This window comes from Vibrio navarrensis (genome assembly GCF_000764325.1).
Taxonomy (GTDB): domain Bacteria; phylum Pseudomonadota; class Gammaproteobacteria; order Enterobacterales; family Vibrionaceae; genus Vibrio; species Vibrio navarrensis.
Genome location: NZ_JMCG01000001.1, coordinates 1,066,757 through 1,091,765, shown reverse-complemented (window position 1 = coordinate 1,091,765; position 25,009 = coordinate 1,066,757). Strand labels below are relative to the sequence as shown.

Below are 25,009 nucleotides of genomic sequence, written 5' to 3'. Positions count from 1 at the left end.
CCGGCGAATTCGTTACGCTTGCTTAAGACATTGCAGATAGTCACCAGCCAAGCCATTGAGAAAACGGAAGTAGCTGCCGTTTTCAACAGTATACTTGCTGCCAATCGGGTCTAGCACGCCTCGATTGACGGGACTGTTACCAATCACCGTATCCACCACTGCTGGTGTAAATTGCGGTTCAGCAAACACGCACTGGACATCTCCTTTTGCTAGGCGGTTGCGGATCTGGATCAAAGTTTTCGCGCCCGGCTTTCGCTCTGGGCTTACAGTGAAATGGCCAAGATTGTTCAACTGGTATCGAGACTCAAAATACCCATAAGCGTCGTGAAAGACAAAGTAACCTAGCTTCGAAACGTCGCTCAGTTGCTCTTTGAGTTGTACATCTGTACTGGACAACTGGGTAAGAAAACGAGTGAGATTGCGCTGGTAAATTTCTTGGTGGGCCGAGTCCAATTCCATTAACTTTTCACTGATTGCTTTGGCTGCAACTTCAACCACATCGACACCTAACCAAAAGTGAGGATCATAGCTACCGTGATTGTGCCCTTCATGGCCGTGATTATCTTGATATTCACGTAGTGGGATATCCTTAATCGCACCGATAGTGATCACCTGCGGATGGCTTTCCAGCAACTTTTCCATAAAAGGCTCTAAACCTGGGCCAAACCAAATTACCAAATCGGCATGGCGGATTTTCTTCATATCAGAAGGGCGCAACGCATAATCATGTGGAGAAGCATTGCTAGCGAGTAGTACATCCGGCTTATCGACATCAAGCATAAGTTCATGAACAATCATTTGGATGGGTTTGATACTGGTAAGAACCTCCACAGCCCCAGCCGTGGTTGGCAATATAAGTAGTAATCCAGCTAAAAACGCGCGCATCATCATTCCCCAGTAAGGCAGTAGCATTAAATGAAGTAAAATGTTACTTTATAACACTCATCAATTGCAAATAAGTTCCATTCATGTCGGCGTTAGTCAGTCTAAAGAACCTGTGCGTAACTTTTGACGAAAAAGCAGTCTTGGATAATATCAACCTCGAATTGCATAAAGGCAAAATCACCACACTTATCGGGCCAAACGGTGCGGGCAAATCCACACTGGTCAAAGTTATCCTTGGTTTGATCAAACCCAGTGATGGTAGCGTTACTCGCCAGGACAAACTCAAAGTCGGTTACGTGCCACAGAAACTCAAACTCAATGATGCTCTCCCGCTAAAGGTAAAGCGCTTTCTCAATCTCTCGGGCAAATACAGCTCGCAGGAAACTCTTGAAGCGGTGAAACTGGTTGGCGCGGAGCATTTGCTAGAGAGTAATATGCATAAACTCTCCGGGGGCGAAACACAGCGCATTTTGCTTGCTCGGGCCCTATTGCAACGGCCAGATCTGTTGGTACTGGATGAACCTGCTCAGGGCGTCGACATTCAAGGACAAATTGATCTGTATGAGCTGATCGAAAGTATTCGTCATCGCTTCCACTGCGCAGTCTTCATGGTGTCTCATGATCTTCATCTTGTGATGGCGAAAACTGACGACGTCATATGCTTACAGCATCATATTTGCTGCTCAGGTTCGCCCGCAGACATTACCCAGCACCCCTCTTACATTGCGTTGTTTGGCAAAGCCACTCAGCAATCGCTGGCGTTTTATCACCATCAACACAACCATCACCACCATGATTTAGCGGGCCAACCCGTTTCTGGCGAGGCGACAAGCTGCGGTCATCATCATCACGGACATCATCATGATTGAATTTTTGTTGCCTTCGATTCTTGCTGGTATCGGTATCGCACTTATCGCCGGCCCTCTTGGCTCGTTCGTTGTTTGGCGAAAAATGGCCTATTTCGGTGACACGCTAGCCCATGCATCCCTGATGGGATTAGCGCTCGGTTTTCTGCTCGACATCAATCTCTACTTAGCATTGGTTGTCTGCTGTCTGACTTTAGCGGTCATTTTGGTCACTTTGCAAAAACAGCAGTTGATTGCGTCAGATACCTTGCTTGGCATTCTCGCCCACAGCGCACTTTCCATCGGTTTAGTCGCGGTAAGCTTTTTAGACAATGTACGTGTGGACTTGATGAGTTATCTGTTTGGCGATCTTTTGGCGGTCTCAGCACAAGATCTGCTGTTCATTTACGCTGGTGTTGTGGCGATTGCCGCTGCCTTATTTATCTTCTGGCGCCCGCTACTGTCAACGACGGTGAACGAAGAGCTAGCCGCAGTGGAAGGAGTCAACACCGATTTAATTCGTCTGGTACTGATGCTCATGGTCGGCATTGTCATTGCTGTCGGGATGAAATTTGTCGGCGCTCTTATTATGACCTCTCTGCTGATTATTCCCGCCGCCACCGCCAGACGTTTTGCCTCTTCTCCTGAACAAATGGCATTCACAGCCGCGTTTTTGGGCGTTGTCTCAGTTTTATCTGGTTTGACGCTTTCATGGCATTTCGATACACCTGCGGGTCCCTCCGTTGTCATCAGCGCAACAAGCTTGTTTGTGCTTTCACAGCTCGTACCACGCAACGGCTAAGTGTGCGACCACCACATTTATCAAGTAAAAATAAAGCCAGGCAAGCCTGGCTTTACTATTTGTTTGGTCAGATTACCAACCCGTTACTTCGCGCAACGCTTTACCGATGTCAGCAAGGCTCTTAACTGTCTTCACCCCAGCTGATTCCAGTGCAGCAAACTTCTCGTCTGCTGTCCCTTTACCGCCAGAAATGATTGCGCCTGCGTGGCCCATACGTTTGCCTGGAGGCGCGGTCACACCTGCGATGTAAGACACCACTGGCTTAGTCACATTTTCTTTGATAAACGCAGCGGCATCTTCTTCTGCTGTACCACCGATCTCGCCAATCATGACGATCGCTTCAGTTTCTGGGTCTTCTTGGAACAGTTTCAGGATATCGATGAAGTTTGAACCTGGGATTGGGTCACCACCGATACCAACACAGGTAGACTGGCCGAAGCCTTCGTCAGTGGTCTGTTTCACGGCTTCGTACGTCAGAGTACCAGAGCGAGAAACGATACCCACTTTGCCCTTCTTGTGGATGTGGCCGGGCATGATGCCTATCTTACATTCATCAGGCGTAATTACACCCGGACAGTTAGGACCGATCATGCGCACGCCAGTTTCTTCCAGCTTCACTTTCACGTCGATCATGTCGGTCGTCGGAATGCCTTCGGTAATCGTGACGATAAGTTGAATACCTGCGTCGATCGCTTCAAGAATCGCATCTTTACAAAATGGTGCTGGAACGTAGATAACCGTTGCTGTCGCGCCCGTTGCTTCTACCGCTTCACGAACGGTATTGAACACTGGTAAGCCAAGATGAGTTTGACCACCTTTACCTGGAGAAACACCACCAACCATTTGTGTGCCGTAAGCGATCGCTTGCTCGGAGTGGAATGTGCCTTGACCACCGGTGAAACCTTGACAGATTACTTTGGTGTCTTTGTTAATTAGTACAGACATTATTTGCCCTCCGCAGCAGCAACAACTTTCTGAGCTGCGTCGGTTAGCGACTCAGCTGCAATGATATCCAGACCCGACTCTGCAAGCACTTTACGACCTAGTTCAGCGTTAGTACCTTCAAGACGAACAACCACAGGTACGTTCACACCGACTTCTTTTACTGCGCCGATAATACCTTCTGCGATCATGTCACAACGGACAATACCACCGAAGATGTTAACCAATACCGCTTTCACATTGTCATCAGACAGGATGATCTTGAATGCTTCTGCAACGCGTTCTTTCGTTGCGCCGCCGCCGACATCTAGGAAGTTGGCAGGTTTGCCGCCGTGCAGGTTAACAATGTCCATGGTACCCATTGCTAGGCCAGCACCGTTCACCATACAACCTACGTTGCCATCGAGTGCGACATAGTTCAGTTCCCACTGCGCCGCGTGCGCTTCACGAGCATCTTCCTGTGAAGGATCGTGCATTTCGCGCAGTTTCGGCTGGCGATACATCGCGTTTGAATCGATGTTGATCTTGCCATCCAAACACAGCAGATTACCTTCAGCAGTGATAACTAGCGGGTTGATTTCCAGGAGTGCTAGGTCGTACTGAGAGAACATCTGGCCCAAGCCCATGAAAATTTTCACGAACTGTTTGATCTGATCGCCCGCAAGGCCCAATTTGAAAGCCAATTCACGGCCTTGGTATGCCTGAGGGCCTACCAGTGGATCGATAGCCGCTTTGTGGATCAGCTCTGGCGTTTCTTCCGCCACTTTCTCGATTTCCACACCACCTTCGGTAGATGCCATGAAAACGATACGACGTGTTGCACGGTCAACTACCGCGCCCAAGTAGAGTTCGTTAGCGATGTTTGACGCTTCTTCAACAAGGATCTTGGTGACTGGCTGACCATTTGCATCGGTTTGATAAGTCACCAGGTTTTTACCTAGCCACTTTTGTGCAAACTCTTTTACACCATCTTTAGTATCGTGCAGCTCAACACCGCCCGCTTTACCGCGGCCACCAGCGTGAACCTGACATTTTACGACTTTCTTGGCTGTACTAATACGACCTGCGGCCTCAAACGCTTCTTGTGGGGTATCACAAGCGTAGCCTTCCGGTACAGGCAAACCGAATTCTGCAAACAGCTGTTTGGCTTGATATTCATGCAAATTCATTGTGTTATTCCGTATGTTTATCCCTTATGGGATTTATTATTTCCATAAAGTGCAGCAACCGCTGCGCTATACGTACGTAGGGTGCTTCTCAAATAAGCCACAGGTGACTCAAATGAAGGCCAGACGTTGAGCGAGTCTAGCTCTGAAAACTTTAGACGTCCAGCCATCTATGACCGAACGTCTAATTTTAATTACACATCCAGCAGCAGACGTGCAGGATCTTCCAGCAGCTCTTTAACTGTCACGAGGAAACCAACAGACTCGCGTCCATCAATCAAACGGTGATCGTAAGAGAGTGCTAAATACATCATTGGCAAGATTTCAACCTTACCGTCAACCGCCATTGGACGATCTTGGATCTTGTGCATACCCAAAATGGCCGATTGTGGTGGGTTGATGATTGGCGTTGACATCAGTGAGCCAAATACACCACCGTTGGTGATGGTGAAGTTACCACCAATCAACTCATCTACCGTCAATTTGCCATCGCGACCTTTGATAGCGAGCTCTTTGATGCCTTTTTCAACATCAGCAAAACCCAGCGTGTCACAGTCTTTTAGGACTGGCGTAACCAAACCACGTGGTGTAGATACCGCCATGCTGATATCAAAGTAGTTGTGATACACAATGTCATCGCCATCGATCGAGGCGTTAATTTCCGGATAACGTTTCAACGCTTCAGTAACGGCTTTGACATAGAAAGACATAAAGCCGAGACGGATACCATGACGTTTTTCGAACTGATCGCCGTACTGTTTGCGAAGATCCATGATTGGCTTCATATTCACTTCGTTAAACGTCGTCAGCATTGCTGTGCTGTTTTTTGCTTCAAGCAGACGATTTGCCACCGTTTTGCGTAGACGAGTCATCGGTACGCGTTTTTGACTGCGAGCCGCGGCTGGCGCAGCAACAACAGCAGGAGCCTCAGCTTTGACTGCCGCTTTTGCGTTGGCCAAATGCGCCTCGATATCTTCACGCGTAATACGGCCACCAACACCTGTACCTTTCACTTGATGTGCTTCTAGGCTATGTTCAGCTAACAAACGGCGTACCGCTGGACTCAATGCGTCGTTGCTCTCTTCCGTTAGCGAAGCTTTGTGGCGCTTGTCTGGTGACGCTACCGATTCTTCAGTCGTATCTTTGGTTGGCTCGCCTGCTACTGCGCCGGGTTTTAGGCGCGCAAGAAGCTGCTTTGAAAGCACCGTAGCGCCTTCATCTTCTAAGATAGCTTCTAAAATACCCGCTTCTGGCGCAGGTACTTCTAAAACGACTTTATCCGTTTCAATATCAACCAGAACTTCATCGCGTTCTACTCTGTCGCCCGGTTTTTTGTGCCAAGTCGCTACGGTTGCGTCCGCGACTGATTCAGGTAAGTCTGGAACCAGAATTTCAATTGTCATGTCTGTTTCTTCCTTTCACTTCTAGTTCTTAATCCGAAGTTTTTGCATTCACGTTCAGAGCGTCTTCGATCAACGCTTTCTGCTGTTTCAAGTGCACCGACATGTAGCCTACTGCTGGTGAAGCAGAAGCCGGGCGGCCGGCGTATTTTAGATCTGCGCCAGTTGGGATGGCCGCGCGGAAATTGTGTTGACTACAGTACCAAGCGCCTTGGTTTTGTGGCTCTTCCTGACACCATACAAAGTCTTCAACATTGACGTATGGCGCAATGGCGTCCTTCACCTGCTCAAGTGGGAACGGGTAAAGTTGCTCGATACGAACAATCGCCACATCGTCTTGCTCACTATTGCGACGTTGTTCCAGTAGATCAAAATAAACTTTACCGGAACAGAAAACGACACGTTTTACCTTAGCAGGATCAAGGTTGTCGATTTCCGGAATCGCGGGCAAGAAGGTACCATTCGCCAGCTCATCCAGCGTTGATGTGCACAATGGGTGGCGTAGCAGCGACTTCGGCGACATCACAACCAATGGGCGACGCATTGGGCGAACCACCTGACGGCGAATCATGTGGTAAACCTGCGCAGGGGTTGATGGTACAACCACTTGCATGTTTTGTTCTGCACACAACTGTAGGTAGCGCTCCAAACGTGCAGAAGAGTGTTCAGGGCCTTGGCCTTCATAGCCGTGTGGCAGCAACATAGTTAAGCCACACAAACGAGCCCACTTCTGCTCACCAGAAGAGATGAACTGGTCAATCACAACTTGAGCGCCGTTAGCGAAATCACCAAACTGCGCTTCCCAGATGGTCAAGCCACCCGGTTCTGCCGTTGCATAACCGTATTCAAATGCCAGCACCGCTTCTTCCGACAACACAGAGTCAAGCACCTCAAATGGGCCTTGTTTGTCGTGAATGTTTGCCAGTGGGATGTAAGTACTGGCGTCGGTTTGGTTGTGTAGTACAGAGTGACGATGGAAGAAGGTTCCTCGGCCTGAATCTTGACCAGAAATACGAATACGTTTTCCGTCGTCGAGCAAAGTCGCATAGGCCAGCGTTTCTGCCATCCCCCAATCGAACTCTTTCTCCCCTTCAATCATCGCCATGCGATCACTGTAGAGCTTGCTCACTCGACTGTGCAAAACGTGACTTTCTGGGTATTGGCAAAGGCGTCGTCCTAGCTCGACTAAACGTTTTTTATCGAATAGGTTTGCCCAAGGCGTTTCCCAGTCGTGACCCAGATAAGGAGACCAGTCTACAGAATGCAGAGCCATTGGACGCCATTCTTTGACCACCACTTCGCCGTGGTCAAGCGCGTCACGGTACTCATTGACCATTTGGGTTGCGGTTTCGATATCGCACTCGTTGCGATCAATCAGCACGTCGGCGTATAGCTTGCGCGGTGTTGGGTGCTTCTTGATTTTTTGGTACATCAGAGGCTGAGTGGCATTTGGCTCGTCAGCTTCGTTGTGACCATGACGACGGTAGCAAACAAGGTCAATCACGACATCGCGTTTAAACTCGTTGCGGTAATCCAAGGCAATACGCGTGACAAAAGCGACTGCTTCTGGATCGTCAGCATTAACGTGGAAAATCGGTGCCTGTACCATCTTGGCAATATCGGTACAGTACATGGTCGAACGCGTATCACGTGGGTTTGACGTCGTGAAACCGACTTGGTTGTTAACAACCACACGAACAGTACCACCGACACAGTAACCACGGGCTTGAGACATGTTGAACGTCTCTGCCACGACACCCTGGCCTGCAATTGCCGAGTCGCCATGAATCGTGATAGGGAGGACTTTACTGCCGTCTTCATCGCCGAGGCGATCCTGACGGGCACGCACCGAGCCCATCACCACTGGGTTAACGATTTCTAAGTGAGACGGGTTAAACGCCAAGGCAAGGTGCACGTCACCGCCGGGGGTGGCGAAATCCGCTGAGAAGCCTTGGTGATACTTCACATCCCCGGTTCCCCAGCTTTCGCCGTGTTTACCGGCAAATTCGTCAAACAGATCTTGTGGTTTCTTACCCAAAACGTTAACCAGCATATTGAGACGGCCTCGGTGAGCCATACCAATAACCACTTCACGCATACCGCTTTTACCCGCATGACGAATCAACTCTTTCATCATTGGGATCATGGCGTCACCGCCTTCCAAAGAGAAGCGTTTTGCACCGGGGAATTTTGCGCCAAGGTAGCGCTCGAGACCTTCTGCTGCGGTCAGCTCTTCCAGGAATGTAATTTTTTCTTCTTTTTCGAAGGAAGGCTGGCCGATGACAGACTCAAGACGTTGCTGAATCCAACGTTTTTGCTCTGTGTCGGTCATGTGCATGTATTCTGCACCAATCGAACCACAATAGGTTTTTTTCAGGGCATTATAGATGTCTTTCAACTGCATGGTCTCTTGGCCAATAGCAAAAGAACCTACGTTGAACGTTTCTTCGAAGTCATCTGGGGTGAGATTGTGGAATGCAGGGTCAAGCTCCGCCACTTGAGGACGTTGCCACAACCCTAGGGGGTCTAACTGAGCTGCTTCATGGCCGCGGAAGCGGTAGGCATTTATCAGCTGTAGTACTTTTACTTGCTTAGCATCGACATCTGGATCACTGACCTGGACACTGTAATGCTTTGTTTCTTGAGCGAGTCGTCGGAAGTAGTCACGGACACGTGAGTGCGGCTGTTCAGCCACTTCTGAGTGCTTGGGCAACTCATCAAAAACACGTTTCCACTCCTCACTTACCAGATCGGGATCACTTAGATACAGTTCGTAGAGGTCCTCTACATACATTGCATTGGCGCCAGCCAAGTGTGAAGACTCGAGCCATGCCTTCATCACGCCGTTGTGCATATTTTCCCTTAACCAGTAGTTTTCACGTTTGCTTCGGTCTGCGCCGAGCTACTATAAGAGCCGGCTAAATCTGGTTAAGAGTTAGCCGGCAATTTTTGTCTATTAAACCGAACGATTGACCAACATTGTTTTGATGTGACCAATGGCTTTTGTTGGGTTTAGTCCCTTAGGACAAACACTTACACAATTCATGATGCCATGGCAACGAAAAACGCTAAATGCGTCATCAAGATTGGACAGACGTTCATCTGTAGCAGTATCGCGACTATCAATCAACCAACGATATGCAGCCAAAAGACCTGCTGGACCGATAAATTTGTCCGGGTTCCACCAGAAAGATGGGCAAGATGTTGTACAACATGCACACATGATACATTCGTACAAACCATCCAGATGTGCACGCTCTTCTGGAGATTGCAGATTCTCGCGAGAAGGTGGCAACGCACCGTCATCGATCAAGAATGGCTTAACTTTCGCATAGTTATCGTAGAACTGTGTCATGTCAACGATAAGATCGCGCACTACAGGCAAACCCGGTAGTGGTCGAATAATCAGCTTGCCACCGCCCAAAGCCGACAGCGGAGTGATACACGCCAAGCCGTTTTTGCCGTTCATATTCAAACCGTCAGAACCACACACGCCTTCGCGACAAGAGCGGCGAAATGCTAGTGTTGGATCTTGCTCTTTCAATAGGATCAGCGCATCCAACACCATCATGTCAGAACCATCTTCCACATCCAGCGTGTACTCTTTCATGTACGGCTTGCTATCGACGTCCGGATTGTAACGATACACAGAGAAGTTAAATTTCATTTTTCAGTCCTCCCTTAGTATGTACGTACTTTCGGTGGGAAAGCATCACGATGAACTGGAGACATATTTACGTCGCGCTTGGTCATCTGTTCAGTTTCCGGATTGTAGATAGAGTGGTATAGCCAGTTTTCATCATCACGATCTGGGTAGTCGAAACGAGCGTGAGCACCACGGCTTTCAGTACGATAGTTTGCTGCTACTGCCGTTGAGAATGCTGTTTCCATCAAGTTATCTAGCTCTAAACACTCAATACGCTGCGTGTTGAACTCGGTAGACTTGTCTGACAGATGAGCATTTTTCAAACGTTCACGAATCACTTTCAGCTCTTCTAAACCTTGCGCCATGGCTTCACCTTCACGGAATACCGAGAAGCTATTTTGCATGCAGCGTTGTAGATCTTTACGGATTTGCACCGGATCTTCGCCACCTTTGCTGTTTTCCCAGCGCATGTAGCGAGAAAGTGACGCTTCGACGTCAGAAGCGGTCGCTGGACGTGCTTCTGCTTGTGCTGCCAACGTTTCGCCTAAGTGAAGACCCGTTGCACGGCCGAAGACCACAAGGTCGAGTAGCGAGTTACCGCCTAAACGATTCGCGCCATGTACCGATACCGAAGCGATTTCACCGCAAGCAAACAAACCTTGAACTTCGGTTTCACTGCCATCTGCCAGTTGCTTAATCGCCTGACCAGAAACCTGCGTTGGTACACCACCCATCATGTAGTGACAAGTTGGAATAACCGGAATCGGCTCTTTTACTGGATCGACGTGAGCGAAAGTACGAGAAAGCTCGCAGATGCCAGGCAGACGCGATTCAAGTACATCCTTACCTAGGTGATCTAATTTCAACTTGATGTGTGGCCCCCAAGGGCCATCACAACCACGGCCCTCACGGATTTCAATCATCATCGAGCGAGCAACCACGTCACGACCAGCTAAGTCTTTCGCGTTTGGCGCGTAACGTTCCATGAAACGTTCGCCGTCTTTATTGAGAAGATAGCCACCCTCACCACGACAGCCTTCCGTCACCAAAACGCCCGCGCCGGCAATACCTGTTGGGTGGAATTGCCACATTTCCATATCTTGCATCTGGACACCAGCACGAAGTGCCATACCCACACCATCGCCCGTGTTGATGTGTGCGTTAGTGGTTGATGCATAAATACGGCCTGCACCGCCTGTTGCTAATACGGTCGCTTTGGCTTTGAAGTAACAAATTTCGCCCGTTTCCATGCACAGTGCTGTACAGCCTAAGATAGCGCCATCTTGGTTTTTCACTAGATCAAGCGCATACCATTCTGAAAAAATAGTGGTCTTGTGTTTTACGTTTTGCTGATAAAGCGTATGCAGCAAAGCGTGACCAGTACGGTCAGCCGCCGCCGCTGTACGAGCCGCTTGCTCACCACCAAACTCTTTGGACTGACCACCAAAAGGACGCTGGTAGATTGACCCGTTTTCAAAACGAGAGAATGGCAACCCCATTTTCTCTAGCTCAATCACAGACTCAGGGCCGTTCTTACACATGTACTCAATGGCATTTTGGTCACCGATGTAGTCAGAACCTTTGACCGTGTCATACATGTGCCATTGCCAATCGTCTTTGTGTGAATTTCCTAGCGCAACGGTAATACCACCCTGAGCTGAAACGGTATGAGAACGAGTAGGAAATACTTTTGATAGCAACGCACAAGTTAAGCCTTGCTCTGAAATTTGCAGTGCAGCGCGCATACCTGCACCACCTGCGCCGATTACAACGGCGTCAAACTCACGAACTGGAATAGACACTTACGCACCCCACAAGACAAATAGACCAGAGAAGAAATACCCGAACAGCACGACAATAACGGCTAACTGAAGGCCACAACGCAATTTAGCGCATTTGATATAGTCCGTCAGAACTTGCCATAAACCAATCCAGGCATGAATCAGAACACAGACCAATGCCAGCATGGTGAAAACCTTAGTAAAGGTACCACCGAAAAATTGGGTCCAGGATGCGTAAGAGATATCAGTGAAAGCACAAAAGCTCACCAGATAAATTGTGTAGAGTGTCATTATGATGGCCGTAGCACGAATCAGGAGAAAATCGTGCACCCCGTTACGACCGAATGAGGAAACGTGTTTTACCATACTAAGATCCCCGCCAAAACTGAAAGCACGGCTGTCGCGCCGAATGCAACCTTGGCACTCATGGCACCAGATTCAAGCTCTTCAAAATGGCCAAGATCCATCATGAGATGACGAATACCACCAGCAATGTGATAGGCCAATGCAGTTAGGATGCCCCACAACACGAATTTCACGATAAAGCTGTCGACGATGTCGCTCGCTTGCATGAATCCGACAGGGGATGATAGGGAAATGGATAGTAACCATAGCAGTATGCCTACCGCGACAAACGTAATCACCCCAGATACACGATGCAGGATGGATGCGATTGCTGTGATAGGAAAGCGAATGGTCTGCAAATCTAAATTAACAGGTCTTGACTTTCTTTCTTTCACGGGCTTGCTCACTCAGCTCCATTGAGCATTTATTGTTATTAACGAATTTTGGCCGTCAACCCCACAAAAGTTAACATTTATTTAACACCTTCCGCGACATATAACCGACTTAAATGTAAAAATCTTGTTAACAACGAGACTAAAAAAAACACCTCACCTTTGTTTCTAGCCCCGAATTTATAAGGATTTAACCAAAAATTTCTGCGCCACTATACGGCCGGCAACATTCTAATACAATTGATGTAACAAATTATGCTACACAGAACAGATTTTTAACGATTTTTATGTAAAAAATCATATTGAGTGCACACAAAAAGGCAGAACAATTGACTTTAATCCTTAACACCAGTACAAAATTGGCACACAAACATCCTGGACGGATTAAATAATAAACAAAGGAGATTGTTATGGCAGATAAGAAAGCTACCCTTCACATCGAAGGCAAAGCGCCAATCGAACTGCCAATTATGGAAGGTGCACTAGGTACCCCTGTAATTGACGTTCGTACACTGGGAGCAAACGGCTATTTCACATTTGACCCCGGTTTTCTTGCCACTGCATCTTGTGAATCGCAAATAACATACATCGACGGCGGCAAAGGTATTCTTTTGCACCGTGGGTTCCCTATTGATCAGTTAGCTAACAACGCTGATTACTTAGAGGTTTGTTATATTCTACTTTACGGTGAAGCCCCTACACGTGAGGAATACGAGAAATTCAGAACAACCGTGACACGTCACACTATGGTGCACGAACAGATTGCCAGCTTCTTCCATGGCTTCCGTCGTGATGCTCACCCAATGGCGGTGATGTGTGGTGTGGTCGGCGCTCTGGCAGCCTTCTATCATGACTCTTTAGACATCAATAATGATCTGCACCGAGAAATCACCGCTTATCGTCTACTGTCTAAAATGCCAACGCTGGCGGCCATGTGTTACAAATATTCGATTGGTCAGCCTTTCATCTATCCACGCAACGATCTGACTTACGCGGAAAACTTCCTGCACATGATGTTTGCAAACCCATGTGAAGAGTACGAAGTGAACCCAGTCGTCGCGCGTGCAATGGATAAAATCTTTACTCTGCATGCTGATCACGAACAAAACGCTTCAACTTCAACCGTGCGTCTCGCAGGCTCTTCGGGCGCAAACCCATTCGCGTGTATTGCCGCAGGTATTGCTTCTCTATGGGGCCCTGCTCACGGTGGTGCTAATGAAGCGTGTCTGAAGATGTTGGAAGAGATCGGTTCAGTCGATAACATTCCAATGTACGTGGAGCGCGCTAAGGATAAAGACGATCCATTCCGTCTGATGGGCTTTGGTCACCGCGTGTATAAGAATTACGACCCACGTGCAACCGTGATGCGTGAAACCTGTCACGAAGTGCTAAAAGAGCTCAACATCAAAGATCCGCTATTGGATGTCGCGATGGAGCTCGAGCGTATTGCCCTGTCAGACGAGTACTTTGTCTCTAAGAAGTTGTACCCGAACGTAGACTTCTACTCAGGTATTATTCTCAAAGCGATTGGTATTCCTGTCTCAATGTTTACCGTTATTTTCGCCATCTCGCGCACTATCGGCTGGATCGCGCATTGGAACGAAATGCACAGCGACCCGCTCAATCGCATTGGCCGTCCTCGCCAGCTCTATACTGGTGAAGAGCAGCGCGATTTCAAACCTATGCACGAGCGCCAATAACCAATTAGCTAAAAATAAAGGGTTGAGATGCAAGTCTCAACCCTTTCTCTTTTTTGACCGTTCTAACGTTTTATACAGGATTATCAATATCGATGAATTCAACGTCTAAACCGTACTCCTGTGCGAGCCACTCGCCTAGGGCTTTAATACCATACCGTTCGGTAGCATGATGCCCAGCCGAAAAGTAGTGAATCCCCATTTCACGCGCGCTGTAGGTGGTGCGCTCTGAAATTTCTCCAGAAAGATAAGCATCCAACCCCCGCTGAGCGGCCAGTTCAATAAAATCTTGCCCACCGCCAGTACACCAGCCAATCGTTTCAATGCGTTGTCCACGTTCTGATGCAATATGCAGTGGCTGACGAGATAGAACTCGCGTGATCTTGTCCGCCAACGCTTCAGCGCTCATCGCTTGTCGCAAACGGCCGAACATCGCCACAGATTGGGCGTGCCCTTCTAATCCACCTTCTACTTCGATATCGAGTAGGTTAGCCAGTTGTGCATTGTTGCCTAGTTGTGGATGGATATCGAGTGGTAAGTGATAAGCCAATAGATTGATGTCGTGTCGCATCAGTGTGCGAATGCGATTTCCTTTCATGCCTCGAATGGGCTCTGGCTCGCCTTTCCAAAAATAGCCATGGTGGACTAGCAGAGCGTCGGCGCTTTTCTCGACCGCTTGCTCTATCAAAGCTTGAGAAGCGGTTACGCCAGTAATCACTTTGCGGATTTCCGTTTTTCCTTCCACCTGTAAACCATTTGGGCAGTAATCTTTGATTAGCGATGCGGAAAGCTTATCGTTAAGAATTTTTTCCAGTTCTAAGTTGTTCATCTTCACATCCAGATTTTGTCTTCACCGCAAAGTGTATACTCAAGCCAATAAGCAATACAATGGTGGCTAAATATCGACATTGTGGATCAACGATGAGCTCTGTTACGCGATTTTATCAATGGATTACCTCCTCACCTTCGTTATTTGAGACCCGCTTACCTTTTGTCAGCCTCTCCCATTTAAACGCCACGGTGCCAAACGATATCGAGCCTTATCAAGGAAATGCTCGGCTTGGTTTTCTCTATCAGTATCTGTGCTCAAAACTGTTGCGACAGTCGACCCAATACCAGATTGAGCTCGAAGAAGTGCAACTTCAAAGCAATGGGAAGACGCTTGGTGCGTTAGATTTTCTTTTGCTTAACCGAGAAAGTGGTCAATTTGAGCACTGGGAAGTGGCGATTAAGTTTTATCTGCTGCTGGATGGCAAATGGTATGGCCCCAACGCCCAAGATCGCTTGGACAAAAAACTCGATCACATGCTCAATCATCAGCTTAAGATGAGCTGCTCGACGGCTTTTGTGCAACAATACGGACAGTATCAACACAGCCAACCACGCTTACTCATGCAGGGCCGTTTGTACATCAACCCTTTTTTGCCACAAGACATACCGACCCATTGTCTTGGCTATCCAATCAACCCAGACACTATCGCCGGTTATTGGTGTTTCGCCCACCAATGGCCGCAAATCAACCAACCACTGTATGAGTTATCGAAAGCGGATTGGGCGGCCGGCGGCATGGCAGCGGCTGACGCGCCCGCAGTCGAAAAACCGCAAAAACGCTTTATCCACGCCCAAAGCCGAAATGGTCAGTTCTGGTTTATCGTCCCAGACAACTGGCCGCATGGATAAACATGCGGATTTATCCCACCGAGTAGAGATTCTCTATGCTGATGTGCTGGTAACAAAAACCCCAGAGCTGGGCTCTGGGGTTGATATTGAGGCAAGTAGGTTGCAGCTTATAAACCTGCGTCAGCAAAGACTTGGTTGACGATCTGCTGCGCTTCGGCTTCGATTTGCTTCAGGTGCTCTGCGCCTTTAAAGCTTTCACAGTAAATCTTGTAGATATCTTCTGTGCCTGATGGGCGAGCGGCAAACCAGCCATTTGCAGTGGTCACCTTCAGGCCACCAATGGCCGCACCATTACCTGGCGCATGAGTTAAACGGGCGGTAATCTCATCACCAGCCAGCGTTGTTGCACTAACCATTTCAGCAGACAGTTTCTTGAGAACGTCTTTCTGCGGGCCATTTGCCACTGCTTGAATACGGCTATACTGTGATTCACCATGCTTAGCCGCAAGCGCTTCATAGTACTGCTGCGGGTTTTTACCCGTCACGGCCGTAATTTCGGCTGCCAACAAACACAAAATAATGCCATCTTTGTCGGTTGACCAAGGCGTACCATCTTTACGTAGGAAAGAAGCACCAGCGCTCTCTTCACCACCAAATCCGAACTTGCCGTTATAAAGACCATCCACAAACCACTTAAAGCCCACGGGCACTTCACACAGCTCACGGCCAAGATCAGCCACCACGCGGTCAATCATCGCACTGGAAACGAGTGTTTTGCCGACAGCGACATCCGCCGCCCAGCCTTGACGATGGCGGTATAAATAGTCAATACACACCGCTAAGAAGTGGTTAGGATTCATCAAGCCTTTTGGCGTGACAATGCCATGACGATCGTAGTCTGGGTCATTACCAAACGCCAGATCGTAGTCATCTTTCAACGCCAGTAGCCCAGCCATCGCGTAAGGTGAAGAGCAGTCCATACGCACCACGCCATCTTTGTCGAGTGACATGAATTGGAAGGAAGGATCTATCGCTTCGCTCACCAACGTGAGATTGAGGTTGTACGCTTTAGCAATTTGGCGCCAATAGTCAATCCCGCTGCCGCCGAGCGGATCCACACCGATCTTGAGACTGGCGTTTTGGATCGCTTCCATATCAATCACATTGACCAGGTCATCCACGTAAGGCTTAACCAGATCTTGCTCTACAAACAGTGTTGATGCTTTCGCTTCAAGCAAAGGCATACGTTTCACACCTTGTAGGCTTTCAGCGATCAACTGATTGGCACGATTTTCAATCGCCTGAGTGAGCTCGCCTTCGGCTGGGCCGCCGTGCACCGGGTTGTACTTGATGCCGCCATCTTGCGGCGGATTGTGCGATGGCGTAATCACAATGCCATCGGCTTTGTCAGCATGTTTCTGGTTGTAGGTCAAAATGGCGTGTGAGATGCCTGGCGTCGGTGTATAGCCGTTTTCTGCCTGAACAATCACTTGCACTCCATTGGCCACCAGCACTTCTACAACCGTTGCAAAGGCGGGCTCAGAGAGCGCATGAGTGTCTTTACCGATAAACAGTGGACCTTTGGTCCCCTGCTCAGCACGCACTTCAGCGACCGCTTGCGCAATGGCTAAAATGTGGTGCTCATTAAAGGTACATTTATCTGCGCAGCCACGATGGCCCGAGGTACCAAACTCAACTTTATGTGCAGGGTTGGCAGCTTCCGGTTGCAGCAAGAAATAGTTAGCGACCAAAGCAGGAATATTGTGAAGATCTTCTTGCAGAGCTTTTTGCCCTGCCCGAGGGTGCATAGCCATTATTGACATCCTTTCTTAAAAATTAATCAAACAAAAAAGCCTCATAATATCGGCATCACTGTGCGCATTATGAGGCTTCTATCAGGTTTCTTATATCGACCCTGTTACTTTTTCAATTAAATCGGGCTGAAATTCCATATGCGTCATCACCTGTTCCACCATCTGCCGTTTGCGACTGGTATTGTTGTTGGTGATGACCCAAAAACCCGTATGTGGAATCGCTTTGGGTTTGGTGGTATTGCCGTTTTCCAGCAGCGTCGCTTCATTATCGGCAAAGTAAACGCGCTTACGACCCTTCACTTTGGTCGCCTGAGCAAAACTTTCAGGGTTGATACGGTGCAAAGTCGTTAGAACCAACATAAAGCGGTCAATCGCTTTCGTTAATGAGGCAAACTCGTCGGATATCAACAGCGAGCGCATCTCTTTTACACCGTCCACCTGAGAGGCTTTACCTGCATCTTTGCTAACTACAATACCTTTAGGTTCAGCAACTTGTGTAATGACGACCTGTTTACCGTCCACATTCAACAAGCGGCGTAGAATGTCCGACGCACTTTCACCAATGTGTTGGGTTTGGCTTGCAATAAAACGGTACAGATCCTCATCAACCTCAATTGTTTTCATTCGCTTTTCACAATCTCAATGTTTAAACTCTGGGGGATTATAACGAGATCCTTTCGGATACTCCACGTTAAACCCATCACGAATAAGATAAAATGTCATCATTGCTCAACTACAAACTTGAAGGTGAAGGACAAACCATTGTTTTACTTCACGGCTTATTTGGCAGTTTAAGTAACCTTGGCCTGCTTGCCCGAGATCTGGTTGCAGATCACCGAGTCCTTAGTTTGGATCTACGTAACCACGGACTCTCCTTCCACAGCCCGCAGCATGATTACCAACTCATGGCGCAAGATGTGCTCAGCACAATGGAGGCACTTTCGATTGACCATGCAATCGTGATTGGCCACTCAATGGGAGGCAAGGTAGCGATGAAATTGGCCGCCATGGCACCACAAATTGTCTCACAGCTCATCGTTTTGGACATGGCACCAGTCGCCTATCAAGTCAGACGCCATGACGACGTGTTCCAAGGGTTACATTCGGTGATTCAGCATAAGCCGACCAGCCGCAGCCAAGCGCTTGATTTACTTGCCAAGCACATTACTTTGGATGGGGTCAGGCAATTTCTTGCCAAATCGCTTTACAATCAAGACGGCCATCTCGCGTGGCGCTTCAATGTTGACTCACTGATCAACAACTACGATGCCATTCTAGGCTGGGAGCCTATCCCACCGACCGAGATCCCAACACTGTTTGTCAAAGGAGGCGATTCTCCCTATCTGCAGAATGAACATCAGGTGGCCGTTGTGCAGCAGTTCACACAGGCAAAAGCGCATGTGATTGCCAATACGGGGCACTGGCTGCATGCTGAAAAACCGGCAGAAGTTTTACGTGCGATCCGAAAATTTATTGTCAGTTAACAAATCAGAAAAGTGACGTCATTTTATTGGCCTTCGCAGGTGCTGCGTGCATTAACTTTGTTGTCCAACAGTGATATAGTGCGCGCAAGCTAAATTGGCACTAAGGGACATCATGCTTTACGACTACATGAACATGCTGGAATCGATTGGACTCGACCTTCTTTTTGCGTCTATCTTCTTTCTTATTGGTATGGCCATTAAAGATGTGTTGAAACAAGGCAATGTTCCCGTTTTTGGTCGTCGTATTGTATGGTTGGTACTTTTCCTTGGCTGTGCTGGTTTTATCGCAAAAGGGCTTATTCAGCTTAGCTGGGAAGGCACTGGTTTGGGTTAAATCCGTCAGGTTCGTGCCACAACAGACATAATCAAAGGTATAAACTCTATGGCAAGTGTAGGTATCTTCTTCGGTAGCGACACAGGTAATACTGAAGCCGTTGCTAAGATGATTCAAAAGCAACTAGGTAAAAAACTCGTTCACGTACAAGACATTGCAAAGAGCAGCAAAGAAGACATCGATAATTTCGATCTGCTGCTGCTTGGCATTCCTACGTGGTACTACGGCGAAGCTCAATGTGACTGGGATGATTTTTTCCCGGAGTTAGAGCAAATCGACTTCTCAACCAAGCTGGTGGCGATTTTCGGCTGTGGCGATCAAGAAGACTACGCAGAATACTTCTGTGATGCTATGGGTACCGTACGCGATATCGTTGAGTCAAAAGGTGGCACGATTTTGGGCCATACTTCAACAGAAAGCTATGAGTTCGAAGCGTCGAAAGCACTGGTTGAAGGCGACAATAGTAAGTTCATTGGCCTTTGCATCGATGAAGATCGTCAGCCAGAACTGACCGAGTCTCGCGTGAAAAACTGGGTTGAGCAGATCTATGAAGAGATGTGCCTCGCAGAGCTAGAAGATTGATATCAGTCCCCTGTTTTGACAGGGGATTTTTTTGCTTTGCGTTTTACCAAAGCAAGTGACCAATCCAAGGGGCGAGCAGCACAGTCACCATACCAGACAACATCATGACCACACTGGATACCACCCCCTCCGAACTTCCTAACTGATACGCTTTCGCGGTACCCGCGCCATGGGCTGAGGCTCCTAAACTTGCCCCTTTGCTCAGCCGAGAACGAATGGCCAAACTTGTTAGAATGATCTCTCCAATAGCCATACCGATCACGCCAGTCAAGACGACAAACAGCGCAGCAAGTTCACTTTGCCCGCCGATGACTTTGGTCGCTTCAACGGCAAACGGCGTGGTAATGGATCGCATTGCTAAACTGCGTTGCAGCAACTCAGGGAGAGACAATAAACGCGCCAACGCAACCGTACTGCCAACCGCGACAACTACCGACACCAACACACCCACTGTCAGTGACAGCCAATGCTGCTTAATCAAGACTCGGTTGTCGTACACAGGGATGGCAAAAGCAACCGTCGCTGGCCCAAGTAACCAAAGTAGCCACTGTGAATCAGCCATATAGGTTTGATAAGGAATATGCAACCCTGTCACCATCACCACCAAAAGCAGCGGGGCCAACAAGAGGGGCATTAACAATAGGCTAGGCCGTCTTCGATAAAGATATTTGCTTGCGTAATAGAGCAAAAGTGTCGAAACAAAGCAGATTGCACTCAGCACGGGAGTAGAAATAGTCAATTCCATATTAGTGCCCTCTTGTAACATAAGAGGCACGGCGCCTGCGTAGGGCTAAAAGGCGCTCTAGGCGATGAGTTTTATCCACCACCCAAGCGGTGACTGCGATCACCAGAGACGTGCTGATGACCAGTACCAAAGCAATTTTCACTCCCTCTTGCTTCATCATCTCTTGATAGTTGACCACCACCACAACCGCAGGGACAAAAAACAGCAACATTTCCGCCAAAAGCCAGCTAGCACCAAGACGCAGCCACTCAATCTTGACCATCCGACTAAACAGTAAAAGAAGCAAAAGCAGCATGCCAGTGAGATTGGCAGGCAGTGGCAAGTTAAACAGACGCACAAGCGCATCCGCCGCAAACCAGATCAGCGACAGCATGACTACCTGCAACCAAATTTTTAAGCCATTTTTGAGTTTCACCATGTGATTCACTTTGAAAATAGAGAGATTAATCACATTGTATTCAAGCTCAAAACCTGCATAAAATGACTTTAAATTATTATTTTCATGCCAATTTGGCATACTTTGTTTTGTGCGAGGATATATGGACGTTAGAGGTTTGCGCTATTTTGTGGAACTGGTGCGACAGCAAAGCTTTACTAAGGCTTCCGAGCGAATGTTCGTTACCCAGCCAACCATCAGTAAGATGATTCGCAATTTAGAGAGCGAACTTGGCCAACCACTATTGCATCGCGAAGGGCGGCGATTTTGGCTCACTGAGGCTGGTGAGATCGTCTATCAGCGAGCCCAAGTCGTACTCACTCAGATGAATGAACTGGAAGCCGAGTTGATGGATCTGGATCAGTTACGACGCGGCCATTTGCGCTTAGGGATCCCCCCTATGGTTGGCCACCTCTATGCCGGACTGTTTCGCCAATATCGACAACGCTACCCAAACGTTGAGCTGACTGTCGTTGAGTATGGCGGGCGTAAAATCGAGCAAGCTTTGCTCAATGGAGAAATCGATGTGGCCATGACTATGTTGTCACCACAGATTAGCAATGAGCTGCAAAGCATAGAGTTGGACAACTACCCCATTCACGCCGTTGTGCCAGAAAATATCAACTGGAAGACACGGCAGAGCGTTCGATGGGTCGATCTCTATAATGAACCCTTGTACCTTTACACATCGGAGTTCACTCTCAGTGAGCACATTTTTTCGCGCTGTCATGAGGCAGGATTCGAACCTCAGGTTGCTGCGCGCAGCAGTCAGTGGGATTTTCTCGTTGCACTGGTGAAAAGTGGCACAGGGGTGTGCTTTTTACCTGCACCATTGTGCGAACGAAACCACACCGAAGGGGTATTAGTTTTGCCAATACAACCCGGAATTGACTGGCGTTTAGGTGTCGTTTGGCATCGTAACCGCTACCTATCAAAAACCAGTGAAGCTTGGTTGCAACTGTGCCGTGACTACGCACTGATGACGGATCACTAACTCTGTTGCTGCTCTTCAAGTTGCTGGCGATATTTCGGTTTTTTCCGTACATACAGCTTACGATGCACTTCGGATACAACCGTGCCCTTAGCATCTTTGACATGGATGATAAACTCGGGAAAGCACTTATCACCATGACGAGTCACGGCATAAATCTCATCCAGCATGGCTTGAGTTATTTCGAACTGAGCAAACAGATCGCTCTGCCCCGGCTTGATAAAATTGATGCTCGCTTCTTTGTCCCACACATAGTACTCCTCGCCTAAGATGCCCATCAGCATCAGTGAGTAAACAGGGTCAGTGAGAGAGAAAATACTGCCACCATATTGGGTGCGGTTGGCATTTTTATTCCACCAGCGCAGTTTAAGTTTCATATCGACGGTGCGAAAATCGTCGCTAATACGCAAAATACGGATACCTGCGCCCCAAAATGGCGGCCAAATATTGAGGGCAAACTTGACGATCCCTGGCTTATAGATCTTGGCGAGTTGCTTGTTCATCGCTGTCCTTGCTTGAGTTCTATTGTTAACACTTTGTAACTGGTCTGATGAGCAATATAAGTGAGCCAGCCACAATTTACAAAAAGATTCTAGTAACCCTTTGAAGTTCGTGGTTTATTGTTAGGGCTGGTTCACCTATAATGATTGGAATATTGAATTCTGTACTCTGCGGCAGATCATCGACGGGAAAGTATATGTCAGACAACAACCAAGCGCTTAAGGATGCAGGGCTTAAAGTTACCCTTCCAAGGCTAAAAATTTTAGAAGTACTACAGCAACCAGATTGCCAACACATCAGTGCTGAAGACCTTTATAAAAAGCTGATTGATCTTGGCGAAGAAATAGGTCTTGCGACAGTATATCGGGTGTTGAACCAATTCGATGATGCCGGCATCGTCACTCGCCATCACTTTGAAGGTGGTAAATCGGTTTTCGAACTTTCCACCCAACATCATCACGACCATCTCGTTTGTCTTGATTGTGGGGAAGTGATTGAGTTTTCTGATGATCTCATCGAAGAGCGTCAAAAAGAGATCGCCGCCGCGTACAACGTCAAACTGACTAACCACAGTTTATATTTGTACGGTAAATGCGCAGACGGTTCATGTAAAACCAACCCTGACGCACACAAGCGTAAGAGTTGATAGCAAAAGTTGATAAAAGCCGACCAATAAAAGTCGGCTCTTTTATTAAGCACATTGAGACTAAAACTAAAAGACCAGCATTGCGCTGGTCTTTTATTATGCTTGCAGAATAACGAACTTATTCTGCGTCAATCTTTGCCCAAGTATCACGTAATCCAACCGTGCGGTTAAAGACTAAATGCTCTTTGCTCGAATCTTTGCTGTCCGCGCAGAAGTAGCCCATGCGCTCGAACTGGTAACCTTTCTCCGCTTGCGCTTCGACTAAGCTTGGTTCGACAAAACCGTTCAATACAGTCAGTGACTCTGGATTAATGGTGGCGGCAAAATCGTCTGCCGCGGCAGGATTTGGCACCGTAAAGAGGCGATCGTATAGACGGATCTCTGCGGGTACACCTTTGTCTGCTGACACCCAGTGAATCACACCTTTCACTTTACGCCCATCTGCAGGGTTTTTGCCCAACGTATCTGCATCGTAAGTACAGTAGATAGTGGTGATGTTACCCTCAGCGTCTTTCTCAACACGCTCAGCTTGAATCACGTAGGCACCACGCAAACGAACTTCTTTACCTAGTACCAAACGCTTGTACTTTTTGTTCGCTTCTTCACGAAAGTCTTCACGTTCAATCCAAAGTTCACGTGTGAATGGTACTTCACGCTCGCCCATTTCGGCTTTGTTTGGATGGTTCGCAATCAGCAGATTTTCCACTTCGCCTTCAGGGAAGTTTTCGATCACCAGTTTCACAGGATCCAATACCGCCATCGCACGTGGCGCATTTTCGTTCAAATCATCACGGATACAAGATTCCAGTGAACTGAACTCGATCATGTTCTCTTGCTTTGTGACACCGATGCGTTTGCAAAACTCGCGAATTGACGCTGGGGTAAAGCCGCGACGACGCAAACCAGAGATAGTCGGCATACGTGGGTCATCCCAACCATTAACCAACTTCTCAGTCACCAACTGATTGAGTTTACGCTTAGACATCACTGTGTATTCGAGATTCAGGCGGCTGAACTCATACTGATGTGGGCGACAGCCAATCGTGATGTTCTCCAGTACCCAGTCGTACAAGCGACGGTTGTCCATAAACTCAAGCGTACAAATAGAGTGGGTGATCCCTTCCAACGCATCCGAAATACAGTGGGTAAAGTCGTACATCGGATAGATACACCACTTGTCACCCGTTTGATGGTGAGAAGCAAAACGTACTCGATACAAAACCGGATCGCGCATCACCATAAAGGAAGAGGCCATATCGATCTTGGCACGCAAGCACGCCTTGCCTTCTTCAAAACCACCAGCACGCATTTTTTCAAACAGCGCGAGGTTTTCTTCCACCGAACGATCACGGTAAGGACTTGGTTTACCAGGCTCAGTCAGCGTTCCACGGTATTCGCGGATCTGCTCAGGACTTAGCTCATCAACATACGCTAAGCCTTTGTTAATCAGTTCCACTGCATATTGGTAAAGCTTGTCGAAATAGTTTGATGAATAGCAGATCTCACCATCCCATTCGAAGCCTAACCAGCTAACATCATTCTTGATTGACTCAACGTATTCGATGTCTTCTTTCTCAGGGTTAGTATCATCAAAACGAAGATTACACTTACCCTGATAGTCCTGAGCAATACCAAAATTCAAACAGATAGATTTTGCATGGCCGATGTGCAGGTAGCCGTTTGGCTCCGGCGGGAATCGTGTATGCACACTCGTATGTTTGCCATCCGCCAGATCTTTATCAATGATCTGACGAATAAAGTTTGATGGACGAGCATCAGCTTCACTCATCTAAAGCACCTCAAGTTTGTTTTAGTATTGTTCAGAGAAAACTTAGCTCTGAATTAAGGAGATATATTCAGAGCAAACTGCTGTCAATGATCCACAATTCTGCACGAATAGACAATAAGTTCTCGCGCTTAATTGCGATTATTTGCCATCAACTGGCGGAGAAAGC

The 25,009-nt window shown here is 48.0% G+C and carries 25 protein-coding genes; 9 read left to right on the top strand and 16 right to left on the bottom strand.

Annotated elements, in window-relative coordinates; translation table 11 throughout:
• Nucleotides 1-12: 12 nt before the first annotated feature.
• On the bottom strand, nt 13-888 hold the full coding sequence (gene znuA, locus EA26_RS04975) for a zinc ABC transporter substrate-binding protein ZnuA (RefSeq protein WP_081947125.1): 876 nt from the start codon (nt 886-888) through the stop codon (nt 13-15).
• Between the two features lie 80 nt (nt 889-968).
• Between znuA and znuC the strand changes: the two genes are divergently transcribed.
• Nucleotides 969-1,754 carry a zinc ABC transporter ATP-binding protein ZnuC gene (gene znuC, locus EA26_RS04970; protein ID WP_039424834.1) on the top strand — a complete coding sequence of 262 codons (786 nt, stop codon included), beginning with the start codon at nt 969-971 and terminating at the stop codon, nt 1,752-1,754.
• A complete protein-coding gene (gene znuB, locus EA26_RS04965) occupies nt 1,747-2,532 on the top strand; it encodes a zinc ABC transporter permease subunit ZnuB (RefSeq protein ID WP_039424832.1) in 786 nt (261 codons plus the stop codon). Before znuC ends, znuB begins: the two co-directional genes overlap by 8 nt.
• Before the next feature lie 72 nt (nt 2,533-2,604).
• On the opposite strand, the gene sucD is transcribed toward znuB, so the two are convergent.
• From sucD to sdhC, 8 genes are all read right to left on the bottom strand, one after another.
• Nucleotides 2,605-3,477, bottom strand: a complete 873-nt coding sequence (gene sucD, locus EA26_RS04960; RefSeq protein WP_039424829.1) for a succinate--CoA ligase subunit alpha — start codon at nt 3,475-3,477, stop codon at nt 2,605-2,607.
• Complete coding sequence (gene sucC / locus EA26_RS04955; protein WP_039424826.1) at nt 3,477-4,643, bottom strand: ADP-forming succinate--CoA ligase subunit beta; 1,167 nt, start codon at nt 4,641-4,643, stop codon at nt 3,477-3,479. Before sucC ends, sucD begins: the two co-directional genes overlap by 1 nt.
• Nucleotides 4,644-4,834: 191 nt before the next feature.
• Nucleotides 4,835-6,043, bottom strand: coding sequence for a 2-oxoglutarate dehydrogenase complex dihydrolipoyllysine-residue succinyltransferase (gene odhB, locus EA26_RS04950; RefSeq protein WP_039424823.1), 1,209 nt, complete (start codon nt 6,041-6,043; stop codon nt 4,835-4,837).
• A gap of 28 nt (nt 6,044-6,071) precedes the next feature.
• Nucleotides 6,072-8,894 carry a 2-oxoglutarate dehydrogenase E1 component gene (sucA, locus tag EA26_RS04945; RefSeq protein ID WP_039424820.1) on the bottom strand — a complete coding sequence of 941 codons (2,823 nt, stop codon included), beginning with the start codon at nt 8,892-8,894 and terminating at the stop codon, nt 6,072-6,074.
• 102 nt (nt 8,895-8,996) lie between these two features.
• The gene (locus tag EA26_RS04940; protein ID WP_039424818.1) at nt 8,997-9,707 is read right to left on the bottom strand and encodes a succinate dehydrogenase iron-sulfur subunit; all 711 of its coding nucleotides are present in this window, start codon (nt 9,705-9,707) and stop codon (nt 8,997-8,999) included.
• 14 nt (nt 9,708-9,721) lie between these two features.
• Nucleotides 9,722-11,488, bottom strand: a complete 1,767-nt coding sequence (gene sdhA, locus EA26_RS04935; RefSeq protein ID WP_039424816.1) for a succinate dehydrogenase flavoprotein subunit — start codon at nt 11,486-11,488, stop codon at nt 9,722-9,724.
• Entirely contained in the window at nt 11,489-11,833 is a 345-nt protein-coding gene (sdhD, locus tag EA26_RS04930) for a succinate dehydrogenase, hydrophobic membrane anchor protein (protein ID WP_039424814.1), read from the bottom strand.
• Nucleotides 11,827-12,219, bottom strand: coding sequence for a succinate dehydrogenase cytochrome b556 subunit (sdhC, locus tag EA26_RS04925; RefSeq protein WP_039424811.1), 393 nt, complete (start codon nt 12,217-12,219; stop codon nt 11,827-11,829). The genes sdhD and sdhC overlap by 7 nt, the downstream gene beginning before the upstream one ends.
• Before the next feature lie 395 nt (nt 12,220-12,614).
• On the opposite strand from sdhC, the gene EA26_RS04920 reads away from it, so the two are divergent.
• Nucleotides 12,615-13,904, top strand: coding sequence for a citrate synthase (locus EA26_RS04920; protein ID WP_039424809.1), 1,290 nt, complete (start codon nt 12,615-12,617; stop codon nt 13,902-13,904).
• Nucleotides 13,905-13,974: 70 nt separating this feature from the next.
• On the opposite strand, the gene EA26_RS04915 is transcribed toward EA26_RS04920, so the two are convergent.
• On the bottom strand, nt 13,975-14,730 hold the full coding sequence (locus EA26_RS04915; protein ID WP_039424806.1) for a Nif3-like dinuclear metal center hexameric protein: 756 nt from the start codon (nt 14,728-14,730) through the stop codon (nt 13,975-13,977).
• 92 nt (nt 14,731-14,822) lie between these two features.
• Here EA26_RS04915 and EA26_RS04910 point away from each other — a divergent pair, with 92 nt between their 5' ends.
• On the top strand, nt 14,823-15,581 hold the full coding sequence (locus tag EA26_RS04910) for a DUF1853 family protein (RefSeq protein WP_039424803.1): 759 nt from the start codon (nt 14,823-14,825) through the stop codon (nt 15,579-15,581).
• A gap of 107 nt (nt 15,582-15,688) precedes the next feature.
• Here the strand turns inward: EA26_RS04910 and pgm are convergent, their stop codons facing one another.
• Both pgm and seqA read right to left on the bottom strand, forming a co-directional pair.
• Nucleotides 15,689-17,335 carry a phosphoglucomutase (alpha-D-glucose-1,6-bisphosphate-dependent) gene (gene pgm, locus EA26_RS04905; RefSeq protein ID WP_039424800.1) on the bottom strand — a complete coding sequence of 549 codons (1,647 nt, stop codon included), beginning with the start codon at nt 17,333-17,335 and terminating at the stop codon, nt 15,689-15,691.
• Nucleotides 17,336-17,425: 90 nt separating this feature from the next.
• Nucleotides 17,426-17,959 carry a replication initiation negative regulator SeqA gene (gene seqA / locus EA26_RS04900; RefSeq protein WP_039424796.1) on the bottom strand — a complete coding sequence of 178 codons (534 nt, stop codon included), beginning with the start codon at nt 17,957-17,959 and terminating at the stop codon, nt 17,426-17,428.
• Nucleotides 17,960-18,051: 92 nt separating this feature from the next.
• On the opposite strand from seqA, the gene EA26_RS04895 reads away from it, so the two are divergent.
• From EA26_RS04895 to fldA, 3 genes are all read left to right on the top strand, one after another.
• Nucleotides 18,052-18,819, top strand: a complete 768-nt coding sequence (locus tag EA26_RS04895) for an alpha/beta fold hydrolase (protein WP_039424793.1) — start codon at nt 18,052-18,054, stop codon at nt 18,817-18,819.
• A gap of 112 nt (nt 18,820-18,931) precedes the next feature.
• Nucleotides 18,932-19,153, top strand: coding sequence for a DUF2788 domain-containing protein (locus EA26_RS04890; RefSeq protein WP_039424790.1), 222 nt, complete (start codon nt 18,932-18,934; stop codon nt 19,151-19,153).
• 48 nt (nt 19,154-19,201) lie between these two features.
• Entirely contained in the window at nt 19,202-19,735 is a 534-nt protein-coding gene (gene fldA, locus EA26_RS04885; RefSeq protein WP_039424787.1) for a flavodoxin FldA, read from the top strand.
• A 43-nt stretch (nt 19,736-19,778) separates the two neighbouring features.
• Here fldA and EA26_RS04880 read toward each other — a convergent pair whose 3' ends face one another.
• A complete protein-coding gene (locus tag EA26_RS04880; RefSeq protein ID WP_152593710.1) occupies nt 19,779-20,468 on the bottom strand; it encodes an LrgB family protein in 690 nt (229 codons plus the stop codon).
• A 13-nt stretch (nt 20,469-20,481) separates the two neighbouring features.
• Nucleotides 20,482-20,916, bottom strand: a complete 435-nt coding sequence (locus EA26_RS04875; protein WP_404975774.1) for a CidA/LrgA family protein — start codon at nt 20,914-20,916, stop codon at nt 20,482-20,484.
• A 103-nt stretch (nt 20,917-21,019) separates the two neighbouring features.
• Between EA26_RS04875 and EA26_RS04870 the strand changes: the two genes are divergently transcribed.
• A complete protein-coding gene (locus EA26_RS04870; RefSeq protein ID WP_039424782.1) occupies nt 21,020-21,910 on the top strand; it encodes a LysR family transcriptional regulator in 891 nt (296 codons plus the stop codon).
• Here the strand turns inward: EA26_RS04870 and EA26_RS04865 are convergent.
• Nucleotides 21,907-22,410, bottom strand: coding sequence for a DUF4442 domain-containing protein (locus EA26_RS04865; RefSeq protein ID WP_039424781.1), 504 nt, complete (start codon nt 22,408-22,410; stop codon nt 21,907-21,909). The genes EA26_RS04870 and EA26_RS04865 overlap by 4 nt on opposite strands.
• A 194-nt stretch (nt 22,411-22,604) precedes the next feature.
• On the opposite strand from EA26_RS04865, the gene fcrX reads away from it, so the two are divergent.
• Complete coding sequence (gene fcrX / locus EA26_RS04860) at nt 22,605-23,054, top strand: ferric iron uptake transcriptional regulator FcrX (protein WP_039424780.1); 450 nt, start codon at nt 22,605-22,607, stop codon at nt 23,052-23,054.
• A 118-nt stretch (nt 23,055-23,172) separates the two neighbouring features.
• Here fcrX and glnS read toward each other — a convergent pair whose 3' ends face one another.
• Nucleotides 23,173-24,843 carry a glutamine--tRNA ligase gene (gene glnS, locus EA26_RS04855; RefSeq protein WP_039424777.1) on the bottom strand — a complete coding sequence of 557 codons (1,671 nt, stop codon included), beginning with the start codon at nt 24,841-24,843 and terminating at the stop codon, nt 23,173-23,175.
• Between the last annotated feature and the right edge of the window lie 166 nt (nt 24,844-25,009).

What these genes read in the sequence shown, in the direction of transcription:
- znuB (WP_039424832.1), top strand. Translation starts at nt 1,747, where the DNA reads ATGATTGAATTTTTGTTGCCTTCGATTCTTGCTGGTATCGGTATCGCA.
- sucD (WP_039424829.1), bottom strand. Translation starts at nt 3,477, where the DNA reads ATGTCTGTACTAATTAACAAAGACACCAAAGTAATCTGTCAAGGTTTC.
- sucC (WP_039424826.1), bottom strand. Translation starts at nt 4,643, where the DNA reads ATGAATTTGCATGAATATCAAGCCAAACAGCTGTTTGCAGAATTCGGT.
- EA26_RS04940 (WP_039424818.1), bottom strand. Translation starts at nt 9,707, where the DNA reads ATGAAATTTAACTTCTCTGTGTATCGTTACAATCCGGACGTCGATAGC.
- glnS (WP_039424777.1), bottom strand. Translation starts at nt 24,843, where the DNA reads ATGAGTGAAGCTGATGCTCGTCCATCAAACTTTATTCGTCAGATCATT.
- EA26_RS04870 (WP_039424782.1), top strand. Translation starts at nt 21,020, where the DNA reads ATGGACGTTAGAGGTTTGCGCTATTTTGTGGAACTGGTGCGACAGCAA.
- EA26_RS04890 (WP_039424790.1), top strand. Translation starts at nt 18,932, where the DNA reads ATGCTTTACGACTACATGAACATGCTGGAATCGATTGGACTCGACCTT.
- EA26_RS04920 (WP_039424809.1), top strand. Translation starts at nt 12,615, where the DNA reads ATGGCAGATAAGAAAGCTACCCTTCACATCGAAGGCAAAGCGCCAATC.
- sucA (WP_039424820.1), bottom strand. Translation starts at nt 8,894, where the DNA reads ATGCACAACGGCGTGATGAAGGCATGGCTCGAGTCTTCACACTTGGCT.
- fldA (WP_039424787.1), top strand. Translation starts at nt 19,202, where the DNA reads ATGGCAAGTGTAGGTATCTTCTTCGGTAGCGACACAGGTAATACTGAA.
- seqA (WP_039424796.1), bottom strand. Translation starts at nt 17,959, where the DNA reads ATGAAAACAATTGAGGTTGATGAGGATCTGTACCGTTTTATTGCAAGC.
- sdhD (WP_039424814.1), bottom strand. Translation starts at nt 11,833, where the DNA reads ATGGTAAAACACGTTTCCTCATTCGGTCGTAACGGGGTGCACGATTTT.
- fcrX (WP_039424780.1), top strand. Translation starts at nt 22,605, where the DNA reads ATGTCAGACAACAACCAAGCGCTTAAGGATGCAGGGCTTAAAGTTACC.
- EA26_RS04915 (WP_039424806.1), bottom strand. Translation starts at nt 14,730, where the DNA reads ATGAACAACTTAGAACTGGAAAAAATTCTTAACGATAAGCTTTCCGCA.
- znuA (WP_081947125.1), bottom strand. Translation starts at nt 888, where the DNA reads ATGATGCGCGCGTTTTTAGCTGGATTACTACTTATATTGCCAACCACG.
- EA26_RS04895 (WP_039424793.1), top strand. Translation starts at nt 18,052, where the DNA reads ATGTCATCATTGCTCAACTACAAACTTGAAGGTGAAGGACAAACCATT.
- odhB (WP_039424823.1), bottom strand. Translation starts at nt 6,043, where the DNA reads ATGACAATTGAAATTCTGGTTCCAGACTTACCTGAATCAGTCGCGGAC.
- EA26_RS04865 (WP_039424781.1), bottom strand. Translation starts at nt 22,410, where the DNA reads ATGAACAAGCAACTCGCCAAGATCTATAAGCCAGGGATCGTCAAGTTT.
- EA26_RS04910 (WP_039424803.1), top strand. Translation starts at nt 14,823, where the DNA reads ATGAGCTCTGTTACGCGATTTTATCAATGGATTACCTCCTCACCTTCG.
- znuC (WP_039424834.1), top strand. Translation starts at nt 969, where the DNA reads ATGTCGGCGTTAGTCAGTCTAAAGAACCTGTGCGTAACTTTTGACGAA.
- pgm (WP_039424800.1), bottom strand. Translation starts at nt 17,335, where the DNA reads ATGGCTATGCACCCTCGGGCAGGGCAAAAAGCTCTGCAAGAAGATCTT.